26 protein-coding genes are annotated in these 23553 nt (G+C 75.1%); 17 read left to right on the forward strand and 9 right to left on the reverse strand.

Translation table 11 applies throughout. The features are described 5' to 3' along the window. Positions 1–28: 28 nt before the first annotated feature. Positions 29–679, forward strand: a complete 651-nt coding sequence (locus K353_RS10665; protein WP_014135981.1) for an IclR family transcriptional regulator — start codon at positions 29–31, stop codon at positions 677–679. 79 nt (positions 680–758) lie between these two features. Further along, positions 759–1577 carry a hypothetical protein gene (locus tag K353_RS10670; RefSeq protein WP_199528060.1) on the forward strand — a complete coding sequence of 273 codons (819 nt, stop codon included), beginning with the start codon at positions 759–761 and terminating at the stop codon, positions 1575–1577. 46 nt (positions 1578–1623) lie between these two features. Here K353_RS10670 and K353_RS10675 read toward each other — a convergent pair whose 3' ends face one another. Together K353_RS10675 and K353_RS35475 are read right to left on the reverse strand one after the other, a co-directional pair. Next, positions 1624–2112 carry an Lrp/AsnC family transcriptional regulator gene (locus tag K353_RS10675; protein WP_111553344.1) on the reverse strand — a complete coding sequence of 163 codons (489 nt, stop codon included), beginning with the start codon at positions 2110–2112 and terminating at the stop codon, positions 1624–1626. Positions 2113–2213: 101 nt separating this feature from the next. Continuing rightward, complete coding sequence (locus K353_RS35475) at positions 2214–2435, reverse strand: hypothetical protein (protein WP_111553345.1); 222 nt, start codon at positions 2433–2435, stop codon at positions 2214–2216. 1 nt (position 2436) lies between these two features. Between K353_RS35475 and K353_RS35480 the strand changes: the two genes are divergently transcribed. The 4 genes from K353_RS35480 to K353_RS10700 all read left to right on the forward strand — a co-directional run bounded on the left by K353_RS35480 (position 2437) and on the right by K353_RS10700 (position 6803). Continuing rightward, a complete protein-coding gene (locus tag K353_RS35480; protein WP_111553346.1) occupies positions 2437–2754 on the forward strand; it encodes a hypothetical protein in 318 nt (105 codons plus the stop codon). A 197-nt stretch (positions 2755–2951) separates the two neighbouring features. Beyond that, positions 2952–3656 carry a response regulator transcription factor gene (locus K353_RS10690; protein WP_100838089.1) on the forward strand — a complete coding sequence of 235 codons (705 nt, stop codon included), beginning with the start codon at positions 2952–2954 and terminating at the stop codon, positions 3654–3656. 17 nt (positions 3657–3673) lie between these two features. Next, on the forward strand, positions 3674–5062 hold the full coding sequence (locus K353_RS10695; protein WP_111553450.1) for a HAMP domain-containing sensor histidine kinase: 1389 nt from the start codon (positions 3674–3676) through the stop codon (positions 5060–5062). Between the two features lie 328 nt (positions 5063–5390). Continuing rightward, positions 5391–6803 (forward strand): glycosyltransferase 87 family protein, encoded by a 1413-nt coding sequence (locus K353_RS10700; protein WP_111553347.1) that lies wholly within the window; start codon positions 5391–5393, stop codon positions 6801–6803. A gap of 202 nt (positions 6804–7005) precedes the next feature. Here K353_RS10700 and K353_RS10705 read toward each other — a convergent pair whose 3' ends face one another. Next, positions 7006–7425: an SsgA family sporulation/cell division regulator gene (locus K353_RS10705; RefSeq protein ID WP_111553348.1), complete on the reverse strand. Its 420-nt coding sequence runs from the start codon at positions 7423–7425 to the stop codon at positions 7006–7008. A gap of 405 nt (positions 7426–7830) precedes the next feature. Here K353_RS10705 and K353_RS10710 point away from each other — a divergent pair, with 405 nt between their 5' ends. Next, positions 7831–9591 carry an RDD family protein gene (locus tag K353_RS10710; protein WP_111553349.1) on the forward strand — a complete coding sequence of 587 codons (1761 nt, stop codon included), beginning with the start codon at positions 7831–7833 and terminating at the stop codon, positions 9589–9591. 132 nt (positions 9592–9723) lie between these two features. After that, positions 9724–10428: an RDD family protein gene (locus K353_RS36835; RefSeq protein ID WP_111553350.1), complete on the forward strand. Its 705-nt coding sequence runs from the start codon at positions 9724–9726 to the stop codon at positions 10426–10428. Positions 10429–10584: 156 nt separating this feature from the next. Here the strand turns inward: K353_RS36835 and K353_RS10720 are convergent, their stop codons facing one another. Further along, a complete protein-coding gene (locus K353_RS10720; protein ID WP_111553351.1) occupies positions 10585–10848 on the reverse strand; it encodes a hypothetical protein in 264 nt (87 codons plus the stop codon). 445 nt (positions 10849–11293) lie between these two features. Between K353_RS10720 and K353_RS10725 the strand changes: the two genes are divergently transcribed. From K353_RS10725 to K353_RS10755, 7 genes are all read left to right on the forward strand, one after another. After that, positions 11294–11971, forward strand: coding sequence for an endonuclease V (locus K353_RS10725; RefSeq protein WP_111553352.1), 678 nt, complete (start codon positions 11294–11296; stop codon positions 11969–11971). Between the two features lie 141 nt (positions 11972–12112). Then, positions 12113–12541: a hypothetical protein gene (locus K353_RS10730; protein WP_111553353.1), complete on the forward strand. Its 429-nt coding sequence runs from the start codon at positions 12113–12115 to the stop codon at positions 12539–12541. A gap of 55 nt (positions 12542–12596) precedes the next feature. Then, positions 12597–14120, forward strand: a complete 1524-nt coding sequence (locus tag K353_RS36500; RefSeq protein WP_158585388.1) for a WXG100 family type VII secretion target — start codon at positions 12597–12599, stop codon at positions 14118–14120. Between the two features lie 90 nt (positions 14121–14210). Next, positions 14211–15662, forward strand: coding sequence for a S8 family serine peptidase (locus tag K353_RS33745; protein WP_146616441.1), 1452 nt, complete (start codon positions 14211–14213; stop codon positions 15660–15662). 240 nt (positions 15663–15902) lie between these two features. Next, positions 15903–16046 carry a hypothetical protein gene (locus K353_RS34295; RefSeq protein WP_158585389.1) on the forward strand — a complete coding sequence of 48 codons (144 nt, stop codon included), beginning with the start codon at positions 15903–15905 and terminating at the stop codon, positions 16044–16046. Positions 16047–16090: 44 nt separating this feature from the next. Beyond that, positions 16091–16273 (forward strand): hypothetical protein, encoded by a 183-nt coding sequence (locus K353_RS10750; protein WP_199528062.1) that lies wholly within the window; start codon positions 16091–16093, stop codon positions 16271–16273. Positions 16274–16355: 82 nt separating this feature from the next. After that, positions 16356–16904, forward strand: a complete 549-nt coding sequence (locus K353_RS10755) for a DinB family protein (protein ID WP_111553356.1) — start codon at positions 16356–16358, stop codon at positions 16902–16904. A gap of 7 nt (positions 16905–16911) precedes the next feature. Here K353_RS10755 and K353_RS10760 read toward each other — a convergent pair whose 3' ends face one another. The 3 genes from K353_RS10760 to K353_RS37150 form a co-directional block, all read right to left on the reverse strand. After that, a complete protein-coding gene (locus tag K353_RS10760) occupies positions 16912–18054 on the reverse strand; it encodes a DUF2332 domain-containing protein (protein ID WP_111553357.1) in 1143 nt (380 codons plus the stop codon). A gap of 377 nt (positions 18055–18431) precedes the next feature. Then, positions 18432–18845: a hypothetical protein gene (locus K353_RS10765; RefSeq protein WP_111553358.1), complete on the reverse strand. Its 414-nt coding sequence runs from the start codon at positions 18843–18845 to the stop codon at positions 18432–18434. A gap of 248 nt (positions 18846–19093) precedes the next feature. After that, positions 19094–19639 carry a hypothetical protein gene (locus tag K353_RS37150; RefSeq protein ID WP_370447585.1) on the reverse strand — a complete coding sequence of 182 codons (546 nt, stop codon included), beginning with the start codon at positions 19637–19639 and terminating at the stop codon, positions 19094–19096. 33 nt (positions 19640–19672) lie between these two features. Between K353_RS37150 and K353_RS10770 the strand changes: the two genes are divergently transcribed. Next, positions 19673–20545, forward strand: coding sequence for a cation diffusion facilitator family transporter (locus K353_RS10770; RefSeq protein ID WP_370447586.1), 873 nt, complete (start codon positions 19673–19675; stop codon positions 20543–20545). A gap of 242 nt (positions 20546–20787) precedes the next feature. On the opposite strand, the gene K353_RS10775 is transcribed toward K353_RS10770, so the two are convergent. Next, positions 20788–21450 carry a hypothetical protein gene (locus K353_RS10775; protein ID WP_146616442.1) on the reverse strand — a complete coding sequence of 221 codons (663 nt, stop codon included), beginning with the start codon at positions 21448–21450 and terminating at the stop codon, positions 20788–20790. A 317-nt stretch (positions 21451–21767) separates the two neighbouring features. On the opposite strand from K353_RS10775, the gene K353_RS10780 reads away from it, so the two are divergent. Next, on the forward strand, positions 21768–22796 hold the full coding sequence (locus tag K353_RS10780; protein WP_111553361.1) for a type IV toxin-antitoxin system AbiEi family antitoxin domain-containing protein: 1029 nt from the start codon (positions 21768–21770) through the stop codon (positions 22794–22796). 33 nt (positions 22797–22829) lie between these two features. Here K353_RS10780 and K353_RS10785 read toward each other — a convergent pair whose 3' ends face one another. Continuing rightward, a complete protein-coding gene (locus K353_RS10785; RefSeq protein ID WP_111553362.1) occupies positions 22830–23420 on the reverse strand; it encodes an isochorismatase family protein in 591 nt (196 codons plus the stop codon). Positions 23421–23553: the final 133 nt, after the last annotated feature.

Below are 23553 nucleotides of genomic sequence, written 5' to 3' on the forward strand. Positions count from 1 at the left end.
ACTTGCCGCGGAAAGGACCTGGCGCCTCGTGACTGCTGAGACCTCCCAGACCCTGGACAGGGGTGTCCGGGTACTGAAACTGCTCGCCGACTCCGAGCGCGGGCTGACGGTGACCGAGCTGGCCGCCCGGCTGGCCGTCAACCGGACGGTGGTCTACCGCCTGCTCGCCACCCTGGAACAGCACGGACTGGTCCGCCGGGACATCGGCGGCCGGGCCCGGGTCGGCCTCGGCGTGCTCCGGCTCGCCCACCGGGTCCACCCGCTGCTGCGCGAGGCCGCGCTGCCCGCGCTGCGCTCGCTCGCCGAGGACCTGGGCGCCACCGCCCACCTCACCCTGGTCGACGGCAACGAGGCGCTGGCCGTCGCCGTGGTCGAACCGACCTGGACGGACTTCCACGTCGCCTACCGCACCGGCCTGCGCCACCCGCTCTCCGAGAGCGCGGCAGGCCGGGCCATCCTGGAGGCCCGCAGCTTCCCCGGCCAGCGCCGCCCCGAGCAGGGCTGCGTGATCACCCGGGCCGAGGAGCAGTCCGGGGCCAGCGGGGCCGCCGCCGCGCTGATCGGCCTCAGCGGCATCGAGGGCAGCGTCGGCGTGGTGATGCTCAACGGCCTCGTCCCGGAGCGGGTCGGCCCCCGGGTGATCGAGGCCGCCACCGAGGTCGCCGACGCACTGCGCTGAACCCGCCGGGCCCGGTCCCGGCCGCGTGACCGGGGCCGATCCGCGCGGCCGTCCGTACCGGGCGGCGCGGTGTGTTTGGATGCGGGGTGTGCCTTCCCAGAACCTGCCCCCGGCCCTGACCGCCCCGCGCACCCGCGCGCTCGCGCTCTGCGCGCTGCCGGTGCTCGCGCTGCTCGCGGTGGCCGCGTTCGTGCCGCTGCCCTACACCCTGGAGTCGCCCGGCGACACCGCCGACACCCTGGGCGCGTACAACGGGGACAACCCGGTGATCCGGATCAGCGGGACGCCGCAGCGCCCGACCACCGGGCAGCTGCGGGTGGTCACCGTCGAGGCCACCAACCCGGGCCGGCGCAACACCCTCTGGGACTCGCTGACCGCCTGGGCGGACCCGAAGCAGGCCGTGGTGCCCACCGAGGAGGTCTACCCGGAGAGCGACAGCGGCGAGGCCGACGAGGCGACCCAGCAGCAGATGACGCAGTCGCAGGACAGCGCCACCCTGGCCGCGCTCACCTACCTGCACCTGTCGCCGGACCAGGTGAAGGTCGACATCGACCTGGGCCGGATCGGCGGCCCGAGCGGCGGCCAGATGCTGGCGCTGGGCATCGTCGACAAGATCGCCGGCGACGGCAGGGGCGGCGACCTGACCGGCGGACGGGACGTGGCCGGCACCGGCACGGTCGACCCGGACGGGCGGGTCGGCCAGGTCGGCGGCATCCCGCTCAAGACCCAGGCGGCGCGCGCGGCCGGGGCCACGGTGTTCCTGCTGCCGCGCAGCGAGTGCGCGCAGGGCAAGGTCAACACCCCCGACGGCCTGCAGCTGGTGCCGGTGGACACCCTCGCCGACTCGATCGCCGCGCTCCAGGCCCTGAACAACGGCACCGCCGTCCCGCACTGCTGACGGGACGTCGCGTCAGGAGGGCGCCACGGCGCGGGCACCGCTCCGGTCAGGACCCGTCCCCGGCCGCCTGCTCCACCAGCGGCAGGATCCGGAACGGCACCGGGTTCTCCAGCGCGATCGCGGTGGACGCCCGGACGATCCCGTCGAACCCCACCACCCGGTCGATCACCCGCTGCAGGTCCGCGTTCGACCGGGCCACGATCCGCACCAGCATGTCCCCGTGGCCGGTGATGGTGTGGAGCTCCAGCACCTCCGGCACCGCCGCCAGGTGCGCCCGGACGTCCGCGCCCTGCCCCTGCGAGATCTCCAGGGTGGCGAACGCCGTCACCGGGTAGCCGAGCGCCGCCGGGTCCACCTGCGGGCCGAAGCCGCCGATCACCCCGCGCGCCTGCAACCGGTCCAGCCGGGCCTGCACCGTGCCGCGCGCCACCTGCAGGCGGCGCGAGCACTCCAGCACGCCGATCCGCGGCTCCTCGGCGAGCAGCCGGATCAGCTTTCCGTCCAGCGCGTCGATGGCGTCGGGCTGCGGGGGCACGGGGCGGCTCCAGGGGCGGGGCGGGGCGGTCGGGCGGTGCGGGCGGTCGGGCGTCGAGCGACATTCTGTCGGGCGACACGGTGCGGCCGGGCCGGGGTCGGTCAGTTGCCCACGACGAAGGTCTGCACGTTGGGCTCGGTCCCGTTCCAGGTCACCATGAGGGTGGAGACCCGGTCGTCCTGGGAGAAGTTGACCTGGAGCCACTGGTCGCCGTGCCAGACCTGCATCGACCAGCCGGCCTCCGGCACCGCCGACACCAGCCGGGCCTCGGTGGGCCGCACGTCGAGCGCCACCCGGCCGCCCAGCATCGGGTAGCTGTGCACCGTGCCCGGCGGGCTGGCGCTCTTCCGGGCCGCCGCGGTCGCGGTCGCGGACGCCGTCGCGGACGCCGTCGACCGGGCCGGCGCGGTCGTCCCCGGCGCCCGGTCCGGGTCCGGACTCGGGCTCGGCGCCGCCGCGGACGGCGGCGGCGCGCCGCCGGGGGAGGGCGGAGGGGACGTCCCCGCCGGGGTCGAGGAGGCCACCGAGGGCAGCTGGACCGCCACCGGCTGCTCGAACACCGTGTCGACGAGCACCGCGTGCACGCCGAGCCAGGACAACGCCACCGCTGCTCCGGTGGCCGCCGTCCAGGCGCCCAGTTGAACCAGTCCGCTCCGCATCGCGGGCCCATCCTGCCGTACGAAGGTCACGGGCAGGTCAGTGGGCCGGGCAATTCGCAGAAACCTTGTGGAAAAAGCGCGTCCGGCTTCAGAGAAGCTCAAGCCGGGCCCCGGACCGGCCGCTCACGGACCCCCCCGAGGTACAGACCAGTCGGCCGCCATGCCGTACCGTGCAGCCCCATGGCAACAGTGCTCGTGGTCGAGGACGACCCCTTTGTGCGTTCCGCCCTGATCCGCCATCTGGCCGACACCGGCCACGCCGTGCGCTCCGTCGGCACCGCGCTGGAAGCCCTGCGCGAGGTCGCCCAGGTCGGCTGCGACCTGGTGGTCCTCGATCTGGGCCTGCCCGACCTGGACGGCAGCGAGGCGCTCAAGATGATCCGCGGACTGACCAACGTCCCGGTGATCATCTCCACCGCGCGGGACGACGAGGCGGAGATCGTCCGGCTGCTGAACGACGGCGCCGACGACTACCTGGTGAAACCCTTCTCCGGGGAACACCTGACCGCCCGGATGGCCGCCGTCCTGCGCCGACTGGGCGGCGGCGCCCTGACGGCCCCCCAGATCCTCCGGGTCGGCGGCCTCGCCATCGACCCGCAGCGCCGCGAGGCCCTGCTCGACGGACAGCGGCTCGACCTCACCCGCCGCGAGTTCGACCTGCTGGCCTTCCTCGCCGCCCGCCCCGGCGTGGTCGTCCCGCGCAAGGAGATCCTGGCCGAGGTGTGGCGGCAGACCTACGGCGGCGACCAGACCATCGACGTCCACCTGTCCTGGCTGCGCCGCAAGCTCGGCGAGACCGCCTCCAGCCCGCGCTACCTGCACACCGTGCGCGGCGTCGGCGTCCGGCTGGAGGCTCCCGCCGGGCCGGTCGGGGGCGCGACGTGAAACGCGTCCTCCGCTCGCTGCGCTGGGCGATGGTCAAGGCGGCCATCGCCGGGACCGTCATGGTCGCGCTCGCCTTCCTCATCCCGCTCGGCCTGATGGTCCAGCAGACCGCCCGCGACCGGGCGTTCACCGCCGCCGAACGGCAGGCCGCCGCCCTCGGCCCGGCGCTGGCCATCACCACCGACCAGGAGGCCGTCGCCAAGGCCATGGCCTCCACCGACTCCGGCGCCCGGGAGCGGCTCGCCGTCCACCTGCCCGGCGGCGCGACGGTCGGCAGCGCCCGGACCGACAACGACCAGCTGCCCAGCGCCGACAGCCAGGGCTGGACCCGCACCGTCCGGGCCGGCACCGTCCGGGTCGAGGGCGGCTACGCGCTGCTCCAGCCGGTCGCCGTCGACGACGGCCGGGTCGCCATGGTCGAGGTGTTCGTCCCGGACTCCGATCTGTCGCGCGGCGTCGGCACCGCCTGGCTGGTGCTCTCCGGCGTCGCGCTCGCCCTGGTCGCGGTCTCCGTCGCGGTCGCCGACCGGATGGGCACCCGGATCATCCGCTCCGCCCGCCGGCTGGCCACCGCCGCCCGCTCGCTGGGCTCCGGCAACCTCACCGTCCGGATCCCGGTGGAGGGGCGCGAGGCGGCCGGCGCGCCCGAGGAACTCCGCGAGGCCGCCTACGCGTTCAACGCCATGGCCGACCGGGTGGTCCACCTGCTCGCCGCCGAACGGGAACTCGCCGCCGACCTGTCGCACCGGCTGCGCACCCCGCTCACCGTGCTCCGGCTCAACGCCGCCGCGCTCGGCGGGGGCGACGCCGCCGACGCCACCCGGCACGCCGTCTCCCAGCTCGAACGCGAGGTCGACCAGATCATCCGCTCCGCCCGCCGCGACCCGGTGGACGCCCCGCCCGTCGTGCTCGGCTGCGACGCCGTCGAGGTGGTCCGGGACCGGGTCGCGTTCTGGTCCGCGCTCGCCGAGGACGAGGGACGCCCCTGGCAGCTGGCCGGCGACGAGGATCCCGCGCCCGTCCTGGTGCAGCGCGGCGACCTGGCCGCCGCCGTCGACGCGCTGCTCGGCAACGTCTTCCGGCACACCGCCGTCGGCACCCCCTTCGCCGTCGACGTGGTCACCGCCGAGGACGCGGTCATCCTCCTGGTCGGCGACGGCGGGCCCGGCTTCACCGACCCCGACACCGCGATCCGCCGCGGCGCCGGGCACGGCGGCGAGGGCTCCACCGGCCTCGGCCTGGACATCGTCCGCAAGCTCGCCGAGGGCACCGGCGGCGACATCCTCCTCGGCCGCTCCGCCGTCCTCGGCGGCGCCGAGATCGCGGTGCGGCTCAACACCCGCACCGCGGTCGAACTGCCCCGGCAGCAGCGCCGCCGCGCCGGCCGGCTGATCCGCAAGGACTGAAGCGCTCCGCGAGGACTGCGGCACTCCGCAAGGACTGAAGCACTCCGCGAGGACTGCGGCCCTCCGCGAGGGTCGGGGGACGGAGGCCGGGGCCACCGGTGCCGATGCGGCAGCCGTCACCGCGGGGGCGACAGCTCGGTGCCGCTCCCCTCCCTTAAGCACGTCCTAAGCGTCGGCCAACGCTTCCTCATGACGCCCCGGCCCGGACGAGGGCGCCCGGCGGCCCGGGAGGGGAGCCCGGGACGACCGCGACCGGTGGCGGCCGACGGCCGTTCGGGTAGTGTCGGCTGCTGGCCCAGCTGAGGTCGACGGCGGACGGAGCAAGACAGTGAGCACGGTGCAAGCGGAACGCGGCACGCCCCCCGGCAGCCCCGACCGGCCGCCCGTCCCGGCCTGGCAGCGCGCCCTGACCGCCCCCGGCCGACAGCTCACCGCCGCCGTCGAGGCCCTGCGCGCCGCCCCCCGGCGCCCGCTGCTGCTGGCCGGCGCGGTCGCCCTGGTCTCGCTGCTCGCCTACGCCACGGTGCGGCACTTCGCCGGCACCTCGATGGTCGACATGGTGGTCTACCGGGCCGAGGGCGCCGCCGTCGCCGACGGCCACGACCTGTACGCGCTGCGGGTCACCGAGTGGAGCCTGCCCGCCACCTACCCGCCGTTCGCCGCGATGCTGTTCGTGCCGACCACCTGGTTCGGCCTGCCGTTCCTGCGCGTCGCCGTCACCGCCGGGAACGTGCTGCTGCTCGCCGCCCTCGCCCACCTGTCCTTCAAACTGGTCGGCTGGCCGCGCCGCGACCTGCGGCCGATCGGCATCCTGCTGGTCACCGGACTGGGTGTCTGGCTGGAGCCGGTCTTCACCACCCTGCGCTACGGCCAGATCAACCTCGCGCTGGCCTGCCTGATCCTCTGGGACCTCACCCGCCCCGACCGGGTCCGCAGCAAGGGCGTCGCCATCGGCATCGCCGCCGGGATCAAGCTCACCCCCGGCCTGTTCGCCGTCTACCTGCTGATCACCGGCCGGGTCCGGGCCGCGTTCGTGGCCGGCGCCACCTTCGTCGGCACCTTCCTGATCGGCGCGCTGTTCCTCCCCGACGCCACCCGAGGCTTCTGGACGAACTACATGTTCGACTCCAGCCGGGTCGGCAAGACCGTCATCGTCGACAACCAGTCGCTGCGCGGCCTGGTCGCCCGGCTGACGCACCTCGAAACCCCGGGCGCCGCCGCCACCCTGCTCGGCGTGCTGGTCGCCGGCGCCGGCCTCGCCGTCGCGGTCTGGGCGCACCGCAGCGCCCACTGGTCGCCGCGCGCCGACGCCTGGAGCGTGTGCACCGCCCTGGTCACCGCCGTGCTGGTCTCCCCGATCAGCTGGACCCACCACTGGGTGTGGTGCGTCCCCGTGCTCGTGCTGCTCGCCGCCGAGGCCGCGCACGAACGCTCCCGCCCCGCCGCCGTCCGGCACCGGCGCTGGCGGGTCATCTTCGGCCTGACACTGCTCGGCTTCCTCTCCTTCGCGATGTGGCTCGTCCCGCACAAGGGCGACCTGGACCTGCACCTGACGCCGCTCAAGCAGTTCCCGGCGGGCGTCTACCCGCTGATGGGCCTCTGCTTCCTGGCCGTCGCCGCCCTGCGGGTCCGCTCCCGGCGACGCGCGGCCGGCGCCTCGCTGGTGCGCCTCCCCGCCCCGCGCACCGGCGTGGACGGGCTCGGCAGCGCCGGTGCGCAGAAGGCCCCCGCGGCCCGCTGAACAACCCCGGCGCCGACCGTCCGTCCTGCCCCCTCCGTCCGTCCTGTTCCTTCCGCCCGTCCCGGCGCCTCGGCCCGTCCCGGACGCCCCGAGGGCGGGCGCTCCGGCGGACGGCCGGGCGGACGGGTCGGGCCCGCCGCGGGTCCGTGGGCCGGTCGTGCGTGCGCCGCCGCCAGCGCCCGGGGCCGGCCCGCACGCCCCCTCACGCCAGCAGCTCCGCCAGCGAACCGTCCAGGTCCATCGCCTCCAGCTCCGCCCCCGGCGGCACCAGCCGGTGCGCCCGCTCCAGCCAGGCCGCCACCGTCGGCAGCGGCGCCTCCAGCAGCGCGTCGCCGGCCGGCGAGCTGAGCGCCATGCACAGCAGGCCGCGCCGCCCCGACCGGATCGGCCAGATCCGCACGTCGCCCTGACCGCACGGCCGGAACGTCCCCTCCACCAGCAGCTCCCGGGCGAACACCCAGGTCACCGGCGTCCCGCTGTCCAGGTGGAACGTCACGTGCACCGCGAACGGGTCGTGGCTCCCGTACGACAGCCGCGCCGCCACCGGGACGCTGCGCTCCGGCGACAGCACCAGGCTCAGCTCCAGCTCCTGCTCCACCACTCCGGTCGACTGTCCGGCCATCGCCCTCACCTCTCCGCCACCCGGGGCCGCCGTTCGGCCCCGCACCAGCCGAGAGCGGGGCCGCCGCGGACTCTTACACGGGTTCCGCGACTTTCCGGCGAACTTTTTCCCGCCGAACCTCCAGAACCTTTTCCGCCCCGCCCCGGTTGTTCCGGACGAGAACACCGGAACCCGGGACCGCACCGACCACCGCCCGCCACCACCCCGGGCCGCCCCACCACCACCGGGGGCACCTGCGGTACCACGTGTCTCCGCTCGTTTCACGAGTTCCGGTGAACCAGGGGGACGAGGTCGCTCCAGGTACTACCCTTTGTGACTGCCCGGCGACTCTCCGCCCGCGGCTCCCCCCACGCACGTCCGCAGACCCGCACGCCGCGGTGCCGGTACGAAGGAAGACGCGACGCAATGACGGACCGGCCCTCCACCGCAGGCTCGACTCTCGGCGCGACCCTGGCCGGGGAGGTCGGAACGCCCGGCTACTACCCCGACCCCTCGGTCCCCGGATTCCTCCGCTACTGGGCCGGCCACGCCTGGGTCCCCGGCACCAGCCGTCCCGCCCCCGCCCCCGGCGAACCGCTCGACCCGCCGCGCTTCGTCGCCCGCTACCTCACCGCACCCCCCTACAGCCCCCCGCCCGGCCTCGTCCCCGCCGTGCCCGCCGGCCCGCTGGTCGAGACCGGACCGATCTACTTCGACGAGACCGCCGCCCAGGCCGTCTTCGCCGTGCCGATCCACCCGGAACCGGTTCTCCCGGAACCGGTTCCCCCGGAGCCGACCGGGCCCGGCGGCGGACCCGGCGCGGGCTCCGGCGCCGGCTCCGAGGCGGGGGAGTCCGCGGCGACCGCCGGGCCGGGGGAGCTGGAGGTCCGCCCCCGGAACGCGATGGAGCCGCTGCGCCCGGTCGAGGCGGCCCCGTGGGCGGTCGCCGGGAGCGGGCTGCCACCGGTCACCGCCGAGTCATGGGCCACCGCCGCCGCGCTGAACCTCGGTGCGGGTACCGGTGCGGGGCCGGGCGCCCCGGCCGGTGCCGTCGTCGCGCCGCAGAGCGGGCGGGAGGTGCGCGAGGTGCGCGGGGTGCACGAGGCGGAGCCCGCCGTCCGGCCGCTGAAACTGCCCGCGCCCGCGCCCGTGGCGGAGGAGCCGGAACCGCGGGCCGCGCAGCCGCTCGGCGGTACGCCCTGGCACGGGACCGGTGGTGACGGCGGCGACGGTTCGGTGGGCCTGTCCGCCGGGCCCGAGGCGCTGTTCGAACCGGTGCCGACGCCACCGCGGTGGACGGAAGCGCTGTCGGAGTCGCAGCCGGAGCCGGAGCCGTCCTCGGCCGACCCCGCCTCGGGCTGGCGGGCCGATCCGCAGGCGCAGCGCGGACTGATGGAGACCGGCGGGGCGCCGCGCTGGGTGTCCTGGGGCGTCGAGCAGGAATCCGCATCCGAGCCCGCACCCGAGCCTGCGTCCACGCCTCAGCCCGCGCCGGAGCCCGAGCCCGTACGGACTCCGACCGCCGCCAAGGCCCAGCAGCCCGGGCGGGAGCCGCGGACGGCGCACGTCAGCAGCGAGCGGGTCCGTCCGCCGCGCCGGGCCGCGGAGCCCGCGGCGGCCCGGGCCGGGGCGTCCGCCCGCCGTCCCGCTCCGGCCGCCGGGGCGGGGAAGCGGCGGCCGGCGGCCCCGGCGCCCGTACCGGCCGGGGTGGGGGCGCGGGCGTTCGGCTGGCTGGTGGACGGCGCGGTCACGGCGGTGGTCGGCGCGGCCGTCGCGGTGCCGCTGGCCGGAACGGTGCGCGCGCACGTCCAGCAGAAGATCGACCAGGCGGAGCTGGCCGCGCGCATGACGGGGCGTCAGCACCAGGTGTGGCTGCTGGACGGGACGGTGCTGGGCCGGGTGGGCGTGCTGCTAGGGGTGCTGCTGGTGTTCGGGCTGCTCTACCAGGTGCTGCCGACCGCCCGGACGGGGCAGACCTTCGGCAAGCGGCTGGCCCGGGTCCGGGTGGTCGCCGCGGGCGGGGCGGGCGCGCCGGGGTTCGGCCGCTCGCTGGTCCGCTGGCTGGTGCGCGGCCTGGGCACCGCCGTCCTGCTCGGCCCCGCCGCCGCGCTGCTGGACCGCACCGCCCGGCGCGGCTGGCACGACCGGGCGGCCCGGACCCGGGTGGTGCGGGTGGAACGCGGCTGACCCGCCGTCAGCCGCCCGTGGTCCGCCGTGGTCCGCCGCCTGTCCGGGTGGAACGTGGTCGCACGCGGCGAAACGGTCGGAAACGGATCGAATATCCCAACATCGTAGTATTCGCGGTGGTCTACTCGTGCCATGAGCACCAGCGACCCCTCCGGAACCGAGCCGGAGGAGGGCGGACGGCCTTCCTTCGACAAGCAGCCCCCGTCCTCGGGCAGCCCGTACGACAGCCCGCCCGGCTACGGCGGCCAGTACGGTGCGCCGGACGGCCCGGGCTCCCCCTACGACCGCGACCAGCCCCCCGGCTACGGCCCCCCGCCCGGTGCTCCCGGCAGCCCGGGCGGCCCCGGCGACCCCGGTGACCCGTACGGTTCGCCCTACGGCGGGCCCGGCCCCGGCCCGGGACCCGTCCCCGGCATGCCCGCGCTCGGCGGCTGGGGTGCGCGCATCCTGGCCCGGCTGGTCGACTACGTCATGGTGCAGGTCATCGCGGTGGCGGTGCTGCTGCCGTTCCTGCACTTCAACAAGCAGAGCGGCTGGATCGGCTCCTTCTGGTTCAGCTGCGCGCTGTACCTGGTCTACGAGGGCCTGATGCTCAGCCGGGACGGCCAGACCCTCGGCAAGAAGCTGATGAAGGTCCGGGTCGCGATGCTCGCCGACGGCTCCGCCCCCACCTCGGCGGCGGCCTGGACCCGCGCCGCGACCTTCATCGTCCCCGCGCTGATCTGCTGCGGCGGCCTCTGGTGGGCGATCGACGGGCTGTTCGGCGTCTTCGACAAGCCCTACCGCCAGTGCGTCCACGACAAGGCGGCCAAGACCGTGGTGGTCTCCACCGCCTGACGACCGGACGGGCGTCCCCCTGGGCCCCGGGCCCGCGGCAGTCGTTCACCTGCCGCCGGCCCGGGAGTCTTCACGTGCCCTGCCCTGCCCTGCCCTGCCCTGCTCTGCCCCGCTCTGCTCCGGACGCCTCCGGTGGACCGGAGGAGCGGCGGGGGTTCAGCGGGACTGGTGCGCGTACACCGGCTGCCGGGCGGCGCCGGCCGCGGCGGGCTGTTCGGCGGCCCACGGGGCCTTCCCGGCCGCGGGCGCCTGCGGCGGACGGCGGTGGCTGGCGGGGGAGAGCAGGACGGCCGAGAGCGTCCCGAGCGCGACGGCGAAGCCGATCAGCACCGCGATCCGCCACACCCCCGTCTCCCCGGACACGGCCAGCAGCGCCACCGCGGCGACCACCGCGATCAGCGTGCCGACCCCCAACTGCACGGCACTGAAACGGCTCCCGGACACGAGCCCGGCAGCCCGGGACGCGGTGACGGCACGGGACGGAACGGCGGGGCGCGGCATGGCGGACGACCCTTCGCGCGGAGCGGGGAGAGCGACGGGGAACAGCGGGTGAGCGGCGGGCGGGGACCCGGCTCGACGGGAACGGTGCGGAACGGGAACAGTAAGTACAGGCTAACCGTCGGAAGTTGACCTGCCCCGGGGCACGGGGGGCGCACGGACTCACACCCCGGCAGCGCGCCGCCGTACCGGCCGGACGGCTCCCCGGGGCCGCCCGCTAACGTGCGTACGGAAATCACGTACGGGGATGGCGTGCGGAGATCACGTGCGGGCGGGGCGGCGCCGAGCACCGCGGAACGCGCCGGGAGCCGTTCGCCACCACCCGCCGCGCCCGTTCCCGACCCCGAACCCGCCCCCCGGAGCCGCCATGACCGTCCCCGCCGACTGGCCCACCACCGCCGAGGCCGCCCGCGCCGAACAGGAACGCCTGCGCCCCCTGGTCGTCCCCGAAGGGCCCGAACCCCCGCGCCGCCCGGGCACGTTGATCGCTGGCGTGGACGTCGCCTACGACGACGAACGCGACGTCGTCGCCGCCGCGGCCGTCCTGCTCGACTGCACCACCCTCGACGTCGTCGAGGAGGCCACCGCCGTCGGCCGGGTCGCCTTCCCCTACCTCCCCGGCCTGCTCGCCTTCCGCGAACTCCCCGCCGTCCTCGACGCCCTCTCCCGCCTCACCCGCACCCCCGCCCTCGTCGTCTGCGACGGCTACGGCCTGGCCCACCCCCGCCGCCTCGGCCTCGCCAGCCACCTCGGCGTCCACACCGGCCTCCCCACCCTCGGCATCGCCAAGAACCCCTTCACCTTCACCCACCGGCCCCCCGACGACCACCGCGGCGCCTGGACCCCCCTCCTCGACGGCCCCGAAACCGTCGGCCGCGCCCTGCGCACCCGCCAGGGCGTCAAACCCGTCTTCCTCTCCGTCGGCCACCGCATCGGCCTCGACGAAGCCACCGCCGTCACCCTCGCTCTCACCCCCTCCTACCGCCTCCCCGAAACCACCCGCCGAGCCGACTCCCTCTGCCGCCGGGCCCTCGCCGCGACCTGACCCCACCCGCACCCACCAGGGGGCGTGTTGACGGCCCGTTCCATGTGTTAGACATAGAGGTTGGAGCCAACTTTCTTTCAGGCCCCAGGCGGTCGAGCGGCAGTCGCGCGGGGCAGCAGGTACGGGGGAGGTACGAGACACATGAGCACCAGCGGTAAGGGCTTCGAAGTCGAGGTCGACAGCCTGCGGGCGTTCGCGGCCCAAGTGCGCGGTCTGCTGAGTGAGTTCGAGAGTGGTGCGGGTACTGGCGCGGTGTACGGCCCGAGTGGTGTCGGGTCGGCGGCGTTCGGGAGTTTCGCCGAGGCGCAGGGTCTGTACACGCAGTACGACGCGTTGCGCCTTCGGCTGAGCACCCTCCTGGCCGATATCCAGAGCGCCATCGACCTGGCCCAGCGGAACGCGGACCACACGGCGACGAACTACGAGGAACACGAGCAGGACACCCGCAAGAACATGACCCTGTCGAAGGACGGGTGGACCACGACCTGGAGCCAGTCCGAACTGGACGCGAGGAAGGCTGGGACCACCACGTCGGCCCAGTCGACGAACACGGTGAAGCCACAGTGGTGACGGTGCTGAAGACCAAGGACACGGACAACGGGCTGGAGGGTGCACAGTGAGGATGATGGACCAGGGCGGTGGCTCGGGGAGCACCGACTTCTCCGTTCACAGCCATGCCGAACTGATCTCCATGGTCCATTCGTTGGACTCCGGTTCGGTCATGGCCGCGGCCGATCCGTGGCGGCGGGCCCACGAGACGCTGACCCAGATCCACTCGGCGCTGACCACCGCCACCGGTGACGCCACCAGCACCTGGCAGGGCAGCACCAGCGACGCCTTCCACGCGCACATGACCCAGCTCGCCGCGAAGGTCAGCGCCACGGCCGAGCACGTGAACTACACCGCCACCGCGCTGCAGACGCTGTCCGCGTCGATCGACGAGGCCAAGGCCGCGATGCCCGAGGAGCCGGGCTTCTGGGACAAGGTGGGCGACGGGATCAGCGACGCCGCCAAGCAGTCCGTCGGGGACGACGACGCCGACGCCCGGCAGGGCATCGCCGACACCCGCAAGGAGGAGGCGGTCGGCGTGATGCAGGTGCTGGCGGCCAAGTACAGCACGGCCAGCAGCCGGCTGGGCAGCCTCAGGACCGGACTCGACGACAACTCGAAGGACAATCAGGTAGCCCCCCCGAGTGACGGCGGCGCATCGGGATTCATCGCGGCGATCGCCGGTGTCGGGGCCGGTATCTCCCAGAGCACCGGACGAGTGAGCGGTTCCTCCTCCTCCGGGTCGCAGACCTCGCTCAAGAGCACGTCGAGCAGCCGGGCGCCGCAGGCACCGCAGGTCAAGCCCGCGGTGGTCCGTCCGACGGACGCGGGCATCTCCGGTGGAACGGCCAACGCCCTTCCGCAGCCGAAGGGCCCGGGCACGGGTATCGACGGCATCCACGGCGGTACCGGTGGTGTCCGCGGCGGCGGCACCACGACGATCGGCGGCCCCACCGTGTCCGGCGGTGCGCCCGGAACCGGTGGCGGCGGTGGCGGCCTCGGCGGCGGTGGTGCCGCCGGCGGGCTGATCGGCGGTGGCGGCGGGACCCTGGCCGGTGGCACCGGCATCGGTGCCCGTGCCGGGTTCAGCGGCAACAGCGTGTCCAAGGCCGGAACGTTCGGTTCCAACGGTCTGGGCGGCGGTGGCACGGGTCCGGGCGGCTCCGCAGCGGGCGGTGCGGCCGGTGCCGGCGGCCGGGCCGGTGGTGTGGGCAGCGGCGGTCCCGGCGGTGGCGCCGGAGCGGGCGGTGCCGGTGGCGGCACGGGCCTCCGGGGCGGCCGTTCCGGCGGCAGCCTGGCGGGTCGGGCCGGTGGCATGGTCGGCGAGGCGGCGCACGGCGGCGCCGGCGGACGGGCCTTCTCCGAGGGCGGGTCGGGCATCGGCCGCAGCCGCCTCGGCCAGGGCGCCGGAGCCGCCGGCGCCGGTCACGCCGGTGGCACGGGCCAGGGCGGCGCGGCCGGGCACGGCGCCGGCACGGCCGGTCACGGCCAGTCGAGCAAGCGCGCCAAGAAGGGCACCTCGGAACGCCCGGACTACCTGGTGGAGGACGAGGAGACCTGGGCCTCCGGGGGAAACGCCAATCCGAACGTGGTGGAATGACGTTCGGTCAGTAGAACAGTCGGACATTACCTGGCCGCCCTGCAGACTCGAGGGTCTGCGGGGCGGCCGCTCAACGAGGGGTGACGAGGCTTGACGACCAGCCGAACCGTGCGCGGTCTGGCCGCGCTCGCTGCGGGAGCCCTGCTGTGGGGCGTGAGCGCCGGCCCGGCGGCGGCGGACCAGGACCGCCAGCAGCAGTGGGTGCTGGACAAGTACGGCATGGCCGGCGACGTCTGGCCGGTCAGCCAGGGCGACCAGGTCATCGTCGCGGTCATCGACAGCGGCGTCGACGCCGGTCACCCGGATCTGGCCGGACAGGTCCTCCCCGGTCTCGACCTCACCGGCAAGGGCGGGGACGGCCGGACCGACAGCGACGGCCACGGTACGGCGATGGCCTCCGACATCGCCGCGCACGGGCACGGCGACAACGCCGGCGTCATGGGCATCGCGCCCAAGGCGAAGATCCTCCCGGTGAAGTTCGACTTCAGCGACGACCTGGGCAGCTCGGTCGACAACGTGGACTTCGGCGCGGGGATCCGGTTCGCCGTCGACCACGGTGCCAAGGTCATCAACATGTCCTTCTACGGCGGGAATCCGAGCGACAGCGGATACCGGGGGGCCATCGAGTACGCCATCCAGAAGGACGTCGTCCTGGTGTCGGCCTCCGGGAACCACGCCGGCTTGCCGATCGACTACCCGGCGGGCTTCCCGGGGGTGGTGGTGGTGTCGGGCGTCGCGGAGGACGGAAGCATCTGGCCGAAGTCGACCACCGGCCCGCAGGTGACCCTGGCGGCTCCGGCCGACGGCATCCACCGGGCCGACCTCAAGCAGGGGTACACGACGGCTTCCGGTACGTCCGAATCCGCGGCCATCGTGTCGGGGATCGCGGCGCTGGTGCGGTCGAAGTACCCGAACCTGTCGGCGGGTCAGGTCATCAACCGGATCACCAAGGGTGCCTTCAAGCCCGACGGCCAGGGCTCGTTCCCGAACGACAAGTACGGGTACGGCATCGCGTCCCCGTCCGGGGCGCTGGCGGCGAACCCGGCGGTGGACAACGGGCCGAAGGAGAACCCGCTGCTGGGCCGGGCGGAGCCGGACTACAGCGGGACGGGTGGCAAGTCGTCCGCGCCGGCGTCCCCGGCTTCGAAGGCGCCTTCGGCCGGTGCCGGGAATTCGGCGACTCCGCAGGCGAGCGGTGACGCGGGTGACAAGAAGAGCAACACGGGGATGCTGGTCGCGGTCGGTGGCGGTGTGCTCGCCGTGATCGTGATCGTGGTGGTCGTGGTGCTCGTGCGTCGTTCGAAGAACAGCGGTGGCAACGGTGGCGGCCCCGGGGGCCCGGGCGGTCCGGGCGCGCCCGGCGGTCCCGGTGGTCCGGGGTACGGGTACCAGCAGCAGGCGCCGCAGCAGCAGCCGGCCGGGTACGGGTATCCGCCGCCGCAGCAGACGGGGCAGCCGGGGTACCCGCCGCAGCAGCAAGCCGGGCAGCCGGGGTATCCGCAGCAGCAGCCGCCGGCCGGGGGTAATCCGTACCGGAGTTGAGTGGGCGGGAGCGCAGGAGGAACGGCCCCTCGCGGGGGTCACGGGGCGGGTGCCCGGTGGCCGGCGGGGGGCCGTTGGCGTGGGCGGGGGCGACACGCCCACGGATGGGGGAGCGGGGGCGTGGGGGGTGGGGGCGGCTGGGTAGGGAGAGGGGACTGTGTCGTCGGATGTCCGGAGGCGGTTGCTGTGGTGCGGTGGAAGTGTGCGCTGGCGGGGTTGGCCGTGGCGGTGGCGGGAGTGGTGGGGGCTTCGGGAACGGCGGGGGCCGAGGGGGTGCGGGACGAGCAGCAGCAGGAGGTGTGTGCGCGGTTGTTGGACGGGCTGCTGCCGGGGTTGGTGCCGACCTCCTCGGTCTGCCGGGTCAACGTGACGGGGCAGGGCTGAGCGGAGGGGGATCGGCCGGGTGAGGGGTGGGGTGTGACGCGTGCGTGCGGGAGGCTGAGTTCGAGCGGTTGCCGGGGTACCGGCGGATCGCGGTGGACGAGCACGGGCGGGTGGTGCACGCGGTGGATTGCGCGCTGCCGGGGCGGCTGGTGCTGCTGCCCCGGCGGCACCTGGAGTCGATGGCGGAGCTGACCGGGACGGAGGCGGCGTCGCTGGGGGGGGGCTGAGCGGCGGGTTTGGCGGGATCTCGACGGGCGGTGGCATTCCTGCTGCTGGTCGGGCGGCCGTCCGGGCGGCCATCCTGGGGGCATGATCACTCCTGACACCAAGGACTGGACCTGGGTCCTCGAACGTCCTTGCGCCGAATGCGGGTTGGACACTTCGGCGATCCCCTTCGAGGCGGTACCGGGCCTGATCCGGGGCAACGGGCGGTTCTGGTCCGAGCTGCTGGCCGACGGCGAGGGCGGGGACGGGAGGGGGCTGCGGGAGCGGCCGGCGCCGGAGGTGTGGTCGCCGCTCGAGTACGCCTGCCACGTGCGGGACGTGTTCCGGACGATCGAGGGGCGGCTGCGGCTGATGCTGACCGAGGACGACCCGGTGTTCCCCGACTGGGACCAGGACGCCACCGCCGTCGAGGACCGCTACCGGGAGCAGGACCCGGCCGCGGTGGCTGCCGAGGTCGGGGTGGCGGCCGAGCTGCTGGCGCGCGCCTACGAAGAGGTGCCGGACGCCGGCCGGGAGCGCACCGGCGAGCGCAGCGACGGCGCCCGGTTCACCGTGGCGTCCCTCGGCCGCTACGTCCTCCACGACGTGCACCACCACCGGTACGACGTCACCGGCGAGCAGCAGGGAATCTGATCACCCGTCAGTCCGACTGTCGGAGGGCCGGGTCGTCCGGTGCCGGCGTCCACGCGGGCAGGCCGTGCGGTACGGACTCGGCGAGCGTCGTGGTGATCGTGGGGCCGGGGCCGGAGCTGAGTCGGGCGGTGAGCAGGAAACGGTGCCCGGTGCCGACCCGGCGGGGCTCGAAGGCGAGGTGGAGGAAGGGTGCGGACGGGGTCGAGGCGGCCGCGAGCCGCGCCAACTCGCCTTCCACGGAACGCCATTCGTCGGCGGGCACGTACTGCCGCATGACCGAGTGCCAGACCACGGTCAGCGCACCCGGCACCGTTTCGAGGCCGCGCAGGAACACGGCCGCGCCGACCGTCTCGACCGGGGTGGGCGTCCGGGCGGCGAGGGCGAGTGCGCCGTTCAGCCGCCGTGCGCGCGGGAGTTGGTCGGCCCAGAGGTAGGAGCGCAGGGCCAGGGCGCCGTCGGCGGAGCGCGGGTCGATCGGCGTCGGGTCGCAGCCGCGCCGCTCCGTCACCCGCTGGAGCGGGGCGTCGCGCAGCCAGGCGGGCGGCTCGCCGCGCCAGGCGTCGGCGAGGACGACGGGGGAGTCCGGCGGCCCGTACGAGAAGCCCTCCGAGACGCAACGGAACTGCTCGGCAAGGAGGTTGAGGCCCGCGCTGGAGCCCAGCTCGTACAGCCGGACGGGGAGCGGGAACGGGGGCGCGGTGGCGGTGGCACCGGCGGCGTCGGCGAGCTGTCGCTGGGCCCAGGCGAGGCCGGTGAGCAGCAGGTTGGACCGGCCGACCTCGTTGGTCTGCGGCGGGCGGGTGAGCCACTCGCGGACGAACGGCAGGTGGGCGGCGACGGCGGCGCGGAAGGCCGGCCAGGGGGCGTCCGGGTCGGCGGGGTCGAAGTGGCCGCCCGCGTCGGGGTAGTGCGCGGCGAGATCGGGGGCCCGGCCGGACAGCACCAGGGCGTGGACGGCGCCGAGCAGCCGCAGGGCGATGGCGTTCGGGCCGGGGGCGTCCTCGTGCCCGGCGATCGCCTCCGCGCACGGCCCGCCGGCGGCCAGGTCGCCGGTGGCCCGGCGCAGCAGCGCGGCGGACAGCGGGGAGCCCAACTCGGCGCAGGAGTCCGCCTGGTGGCGGAACATGGCCACGGCGTGGTCGAAGGACATCCGGGGTCTCCGTCTGGGTCCGGGGCGCCGCGCACGGGGCGCCGGGCACGTGGGTCGGGTACGGGTGCGGGTGTCGAGTGCGGGCGCCGGGCGTGATCGAACGGCCCCATCCTTCGCCGACCCGCTCCGCGGGGGTAGGGCGACCGGCCGTGATGTCGATCACCGGTCCTCCGGGTGCGATCGAGCGCGATCGGCCTGGGCGGGCGCGCCCGGTTCGCGGGGGTGCGCCACGGGCGGGCGGAACGGTCCGGAGGCGTGCGTGCCGCCCCGCACGCCCTGTCGGCGCCGTCGACGAGGTGTGCGCGGAGCCGGGCGGCCGGGACGCCGGACGGACCCGATCGGACTCGGCGGCTCGGCTGCTCGGTGGCCCCGCGGGATCACCAGTCGGTGGTGCGCCGGCGGTGGGTCTGGCGGAGCTGGCTGGTGATGCTGGCGGTGTCGCCGCCCATCACGTCCGCGATCTCGGGCGTGGCCAGGCCGACCACGTAGTGCAGGATCGCCAGGTCCTCGTCGCCCTCCACGTCGGGCCGCAGTCCGGCAGTCCCGGCGATCCCGGCGGCTCCGGCCGCCACGGCGGTGCCGTGCTGCTCGGTGACCGTCTCGCGGAGGATCTGCCAGGCCGCGGCGGCCGGGTTGGGGCTCTCCAGGACGGCCGGCCACACCGCGGCGATCGCGTGCAGGGCCAGCCGGACCACCCGGTGGGCGGCGCCGGGCTCCTGGAACCAGACCCGGGCGTAGCTCCGGTAGCGCGGCTCGTGCAGCTCGCAGAAGGCGGCGAACTCGACGGACACGTACGGAAGTTCGGCGGACCGATCAGCAGATGCCGAGTCTGCGGCCGGGACATGACGTTCAGTCACATCAGCTGCCTCTCGATCTGGGTCCGGACGGGAGCGTCAGCGCTCACTCTAGGCCCTCGGGCGGGTGCTGCGGGTGACAAGTCTGCTGAGATGCCCGGGGTCGGGTCGGATTCGGGTCGTTGTGTGACGGCCCGTCAGCAGACGTCGCCCGTCCGGTGCAGTTGCGAGGGCATCGCACCTGGTCAGAGGTGGTACATCGGCAGTGGCTGCAAGCCAGTTGGTGTGCCACCGTAGGCCCTATGGGTGAACGCGAAATCGGTGACCGGTCTCACCTTCACGGGCGAATCCCGAGTCACGGGCATGACCACCATCACACACCGGACCGGCCGGACCGCCCCGGTCACGAGCCCCACGACCACCCTCACCCGCACGGCGGCACCGTCCGGGGCCCGGAAATCCTCCCCACCCGCCGGAGCGCGTCCCACGGCCACGCGCCCCCCGACCACGCCGAGCGCCACCACCCTCACCCGCACGATCAACGCGATCACGATCACGATCACGATCACGACCGCAGCCACCAGCACGACCGCAGCCACCAGCACGGCCACGGCCACCAGCACGGCCACGGCCACCAGCACGGCCACGGCCACCAGCACGGCCACGGCCACCAGCACGGCCACGGCCACCAGCACGGCCACGGCCACCAGCACGGCCACGGCCACCAGCACGGCCACGGCCACGCCCGCGCCCGCCTGCGGCACCGCCTGGCCCACCTGCTGCGCCCGCACTCGCACGACGCCGCCGACCGGGTCGACGCGGCGATGGAGTCCTCCGCCGAGGGCCTGCGCACGCTCTGGGTCTCGCTGCTGGTGCTGGGCGCGACGGCCGCCGCGCAGGCGGTGATCGCGGCGCTGTCGGGTTCGGTGGCGCTGCTCGGCGACACCGTGCACAACGTCGCGGACGCGCTGACCGCCGTCCCGCTGGGCGTGGCGTTCCTGCTGGGGCGGCGGGCGGCGAACCGCAGCTACACGTACGGGTACGGGCGGGCCGAGGACCTGGCGGGCGTCGCGGTGGTGCTGGCGGTGGCGGCGTCCTCGCTGGTGGCGGGGTGGACGGCGGTGGAGCGGCTGCTGCACCCGGAGCCGGTCGGGCACCTGTGGGCGGTGGCCGCCGCGGCCCTCGCGGGGTGCGTCGGCAACGAGTGGGTGGCCCGCTACCGGATCGCCACCGGCCGCCGGATCGGTTCGGCGGCGCTGGTCGCGGACGGCCTGCACGCCCGCACCGACGGGCTGACCTCGCTGGCGGTGCTGCTGGGCGCCGGGGGCGGCGCGCTGGGCTGGCGGTACGCGGACCCGGTGGTGGGGCTGCTGATCACGGTGGCGATCCTGGGCGTGCTGCGCGGCACGGTGCGCGAGGTGGGCCGACGGCTGATGGACGCCGTCGACCCGGCGCTGCTGGACGCGGCGGAGCGCGAACTCGCGGGCGTGGACGGGGTGCGCGGGGTCGGCGCGGTGCGGATGCGCTGGGTCGGGCACGCGCTGCGCGCCGAGGCGGAGGTGGTGGTCGACGGCGCGCTGACGGTGGTGGCCGGCCACCGGGTGGCGGAGGACGCCGAACGGGCCCTGATCCGGGCCGTCCCCCGGCTGCTGGCCGTGACCGTGCACGTCGACCACGTCCCGGCCGGGGCGCGCTGACCGCGTCCGGGCGTCGGAGGCCGGAGCGGGGAGCCGCAAGCCGAGCGCCGTAGCTGACGTGCCGTCAGGAAGCCTTCCAGTAGGTCCATTAGGGCCTGCGGAGGGCTTCGGCGACCCCGGGGGCCTCAGGGGTTGCCCGGGCCCGCTCGCGGGCCCTTCACGGCCTTCGCGCCTGCCGCGTCTGCGGGCCGGTCTTCACGTCCGCGGGCCGGACCGTCACGTTCCCTGGTCCGGCCCGGGGCTCAGCTCTCGTGCGCCGACCGGGTGGCGGAGGCCCCGCCGAACCGGACGGTGGCGCCCGCACTCCCGGCGGTCCGCGCCGCCGCTTCACTGCCCGTCCGCCCGGCGGCCTCGCCGGTGCGCACCGCGTCCCCGCCCGCTCCGGCGGCGGACCCGTCCGCGGCCCCGCCGACGGCTCCTCCGTCGAGGGCTCCTGCACCGGCTCCGCCCGCGCTCCCGCCCGCCCGCGCCGCCGCTCCGGCGGCGGCCTCGGCCGCGGCGCTCTCGGCGGCCCGCACCGCGGCGGCCACGCTGTCGGGGTCGCGGCGGATCTGCTCGGGGATGCCGGCGGTGCGGCGGTCGGTCCGGACGGTGGTCTCGGCGGCCTCGACGCTCTCCCGGGCGGCCAGGTAGGCCTGCACGGCGGCGATGCCGTAGACCGGCTGGATGAGCTGGTGGCCCTTGAAGAAGGGCCGGGCGGGGGCGAATCCGGCGGCGGTCACCAGCTCGCGGATCTCGGTTATCTCCTCTTCGCTGCGCGCCGTGAAACGGACTTCCCAACCCTTCTTGTACGTACGGCCGTCCTCTCCGCCGCGTCTGGCGGGGTCGGGTTGGCGGACGTAGCCGGGCAGGCGGCCGAGGCGTAGTCGGGCGGCGCGCTGGGCTGATGAGTCGTCGCGGGGCATGTGCCCGATGGTAGGCAATTCGTGACGGCCGCCGACGCCAGCGGGTGTGACGTTGCGCGTGTGATCGGTCACTTCCGGTCAGATCGCGCAGGTCGGCGGCGCGGACTCGATCGGATCGCAATGCTGTGTCGATCCGATGAAAATCGGATAGTAGAAAACAAGTCCGATCTATTACGGCAACGGAGTGAACACCCGATACGCCGAATGGGTGAGGGTATGGGGACTTTAGTGCGGAGCAGTCCCGGTTTGACGACGGTTGCGTAACAGGTCGCCAGGTCGGGCGTCGGGTGTCGGAGCCGAGGGGGAACGTGGACGGCATGAGCTACCGGATTCCGCAGCAGCCCGCCTCCCTCGAAGAACTCGCCCGGCGCCAGCAGAACGTGGTGACGGCCAGTCAGCTCCGCGCCCGCGGCGTCCCGGCCCGCATGGTGAGCGAGCACTGCCGCAGCGGCGGGCCGTGGCAGCGGCTGCTGCCGCGGGTCTACCTGCTGCAGGACGGCGCGCCGACGCCCGAGCAGCGGATGTGGGCGGCACTACTGTACGCGGCGCAGAACGGCCCGGCCGGGGACGGCACCCGCGAGGGCGCGGTGATCACCGGCGCGGCGGCGCTGGCGCTGTACGGGTTCGTGTCGGTGCCGCGGCTACCCGCGGTACTCGGGGTGGAGGTGCTGGTGCCCCGGCAGCGCCGGCTGCGGGACGCCGGGCAGGTGCGGATCCGGCGCACCGAGCGGGAGCTGGAGGCCCGTTCGGTGCACGGGCTGGCGGTCGCCCCGGTGGCCCGGGCGGTGGCGGACGCGATCAGCGAGTGGGCCGAGCAGGGCGCGTTCGACTCCGGCCGGGTCGGCCCGGGGCTGCTGCGGGCGCTGCTGCGCGAGGCACTGCTGGCGCGCGGCGGCTGCACGGTGGCGGAGCTGCTGGCCGAACTGGCCGAGGCGCGGCTGCTGGAGGCGCCCCGGGTGCGGGCGGCGGTGGACGAACTGCTGGCGGCGCGCCGGGAGGCCGCGTTCACCGAGCTGGTGGCCCTGGCGGTGGAGCGCGGCCTGCCGCTGCCGCTGCCCGGCCCCGAGCTGCGGATGCGCGGCGGCACCTACATCGCGGTGCCGGACCTGTACTGGCCCGAGGCCGCGGTGGCGGTGGAGGTCGACTCCGAGCTGCGCTGCGTCAGCGAGGGCGAGGCGGCCTGGGTGCGCGGCGGCCAGCACCGGATGGAGTACCTGGGCGTGCGGGTGGTGTACGTCGGCTCCGCCCGCCTCGCCGCCGAACGGGACGCGGTCGGCGACGAGTTGGCGCAGGCGTACGGGACCGGCGGCGAGGACGTGGTGGAGCTGGTGGTCAGCGAGCGGTGAACCCGCCGTGGAGACAACGGGATTGACGGTACGTCAGGTGCGGACGACCGGTGTGCCGGCCAGCTCGACCCCGGCGGAGCGCAGTTCCTCCAGCGCCTCGGCGGTGGTGGCGGCGGCGACGCCGGCCGTCAGGTCGAGCAGGACGCGGGTGGCGAAGCCTTCGCGGGCGGCGTCCAGGGCGGTGGCGCGGACGCAGTGGTCGGTGGCGATGCCGACCACGTCGACGTCGGTGACGCCGCGCTCGTTCAGCCAGTCGGTGAGGGTGCCGCCGTGCTCGTCGAAGCCCTCGAAGCCGCTGTACGCGGCGGCGTGCGCACCCTTGGAGAAGACCGCCTCGACCGCGCCCGAGGTCACCGAGGGGGCGAAGTTGGGGTGGAAGCCGACGCCCTCGGTGCCGGCCACGCAGTGCACCGGCCAGGAGCGGACGTAGTCGGGCTCGGCGGCGAAGTGCGGCCCCGGGTCGATGTGGTGGTCGCGGGTGGCGACGATGTGGGCGTAGCCGGGGGCGGACTCGGCGATCAGGTCGGTGATCGCGGCCGCGACCTCGGCCCCGCCGGCGACGGGAAGGCTGCCGCCCTCGCAGAAGTCGTTCTGCACGTCGACGACGATCAGGGCCCGGTGCATGGCTGGCTCTTCTCTCGTTGGCTCGTGGCGAGCTGGGGTGCGGCCCGGAGCCCGGGGGTCTCGGCCGCGGTGGCGTCGGGGTGGCCCGGGCGGGCCCGGACGGTACAGCGGTTGGCACTCTAGGCAGTGCGGG

It is taken from the genome of Kitasatospora sp. SolWspMP-SS2h (genome assembly GCF_003259315.1).
GTDB classification, from domain to species: Bacteria; Actinomycetota; Actinomycetes; order Streptomycetales; family Streptomycetaceae; genus Kitasatospora; species Kitasatospora fiedleri.

Excerpts from the sequence above, each read along its gene's own strand:
- K353_RS10705 (WP_111553348.1), bottom strand. The coding sequence starts at position 7,425 with ATGGCCGGACAGTCGACCGGAGTGGTGGAGCAGGAGCTGGAGCTGAGC.
- K353_RS36500 (WP_158585388.1), top strand. The coding sequence starts at position 12,597 with ATGGACCAGGGCGGTGGCTCGGGGAGCACCGACTTCTCCGTTCACAGC.
- K353_RS10725 (WP_111553352.1), top strand. The coding sequence starts at position 11,294 with ATGACCGTCCCCGCCGACTGGCCCACCACCGCCGAGGCCGCCCGCGCC.
- K353_RS10770 (WP_370447586.1), top strand. The coding sequence starts at position 19,673 with ATGGAGTCCTCCGCCGAGGGCCTGCGCACGCTCTGGGTCTCGCTGCTG.
- K353_RS10760 (WP_111553357.1), bottom strand. The coding sequence starts at position 18,054 with ATGTCCTTCGACCACGCCGTGGCCATGTTCCGCCACCAGGCGGACTCC.
- K353_RS10780 (WP_111553361.1), top strand. The coding sequence starts at position 21,768 with ATGAGCTACCGGATTCCGCAGCAGCCCGCCTCCCTCGAAGAACTCGCC.
- K353_RS10670 (WP_199528060.1), top strand. The coding sequence starts at position 759 with ATGCGGGGTGTGCCTTCCCAGAACCTGCCCCCGGCCCTGACCGCCCCG.
- K353_RS10730 (WP_111553353.1), top strand. The coding sequence starts at position 12,113 with ATGAGCACCAGCGGTAAGGGCTTCGAAGTCGAGGTCGACAGCCTGCGG.
- K353_RS10775 (WP_146616442.1), bottom strand. The coding sequence starts at position 21,450 with ATGCCCCGCGACGACTCATCAGCCCAGCGCGCCGCCCGACTACGCCTC.
- K353_RS10710 (WP_111553349.1), top strand. The coding sequence starts at position 7,831 with ATGACGGACCGGCCCTCCACCGCAGGCTCGACTCTCGGCGCGACCCTG.
- K353_RS10785 (WP_111553362.1), bottom strand. The coding sequence starts at position 23,420 with ATGCACCGGGCCCTGATCGTCGTCGACGTGCAGAACGACTTCTGCGAG.
- K353_RS10690 (WP_100838089.1), top strand. The coding sequence starts at position 2,952 with ATGGCAACAGTGCTCGTGGTCGAGGACGACCCCTTTGTGCGTTCCGCC.
- K353_RS10755 (WP_111553356.1), top strand. The coding sequence starts at position 16,356 with ATGATCACTCCTGACACCAAGGACTGGACCTGGGTCCTCGAACGTCCT.
- K353_RS36835 (WP_111553350.1), top strand. The coding sequence starts at position 9,724 with ATGAGCACCAGCGACCCCTCCGGAACCGAGCCGGAGGAGGGCGGACGG.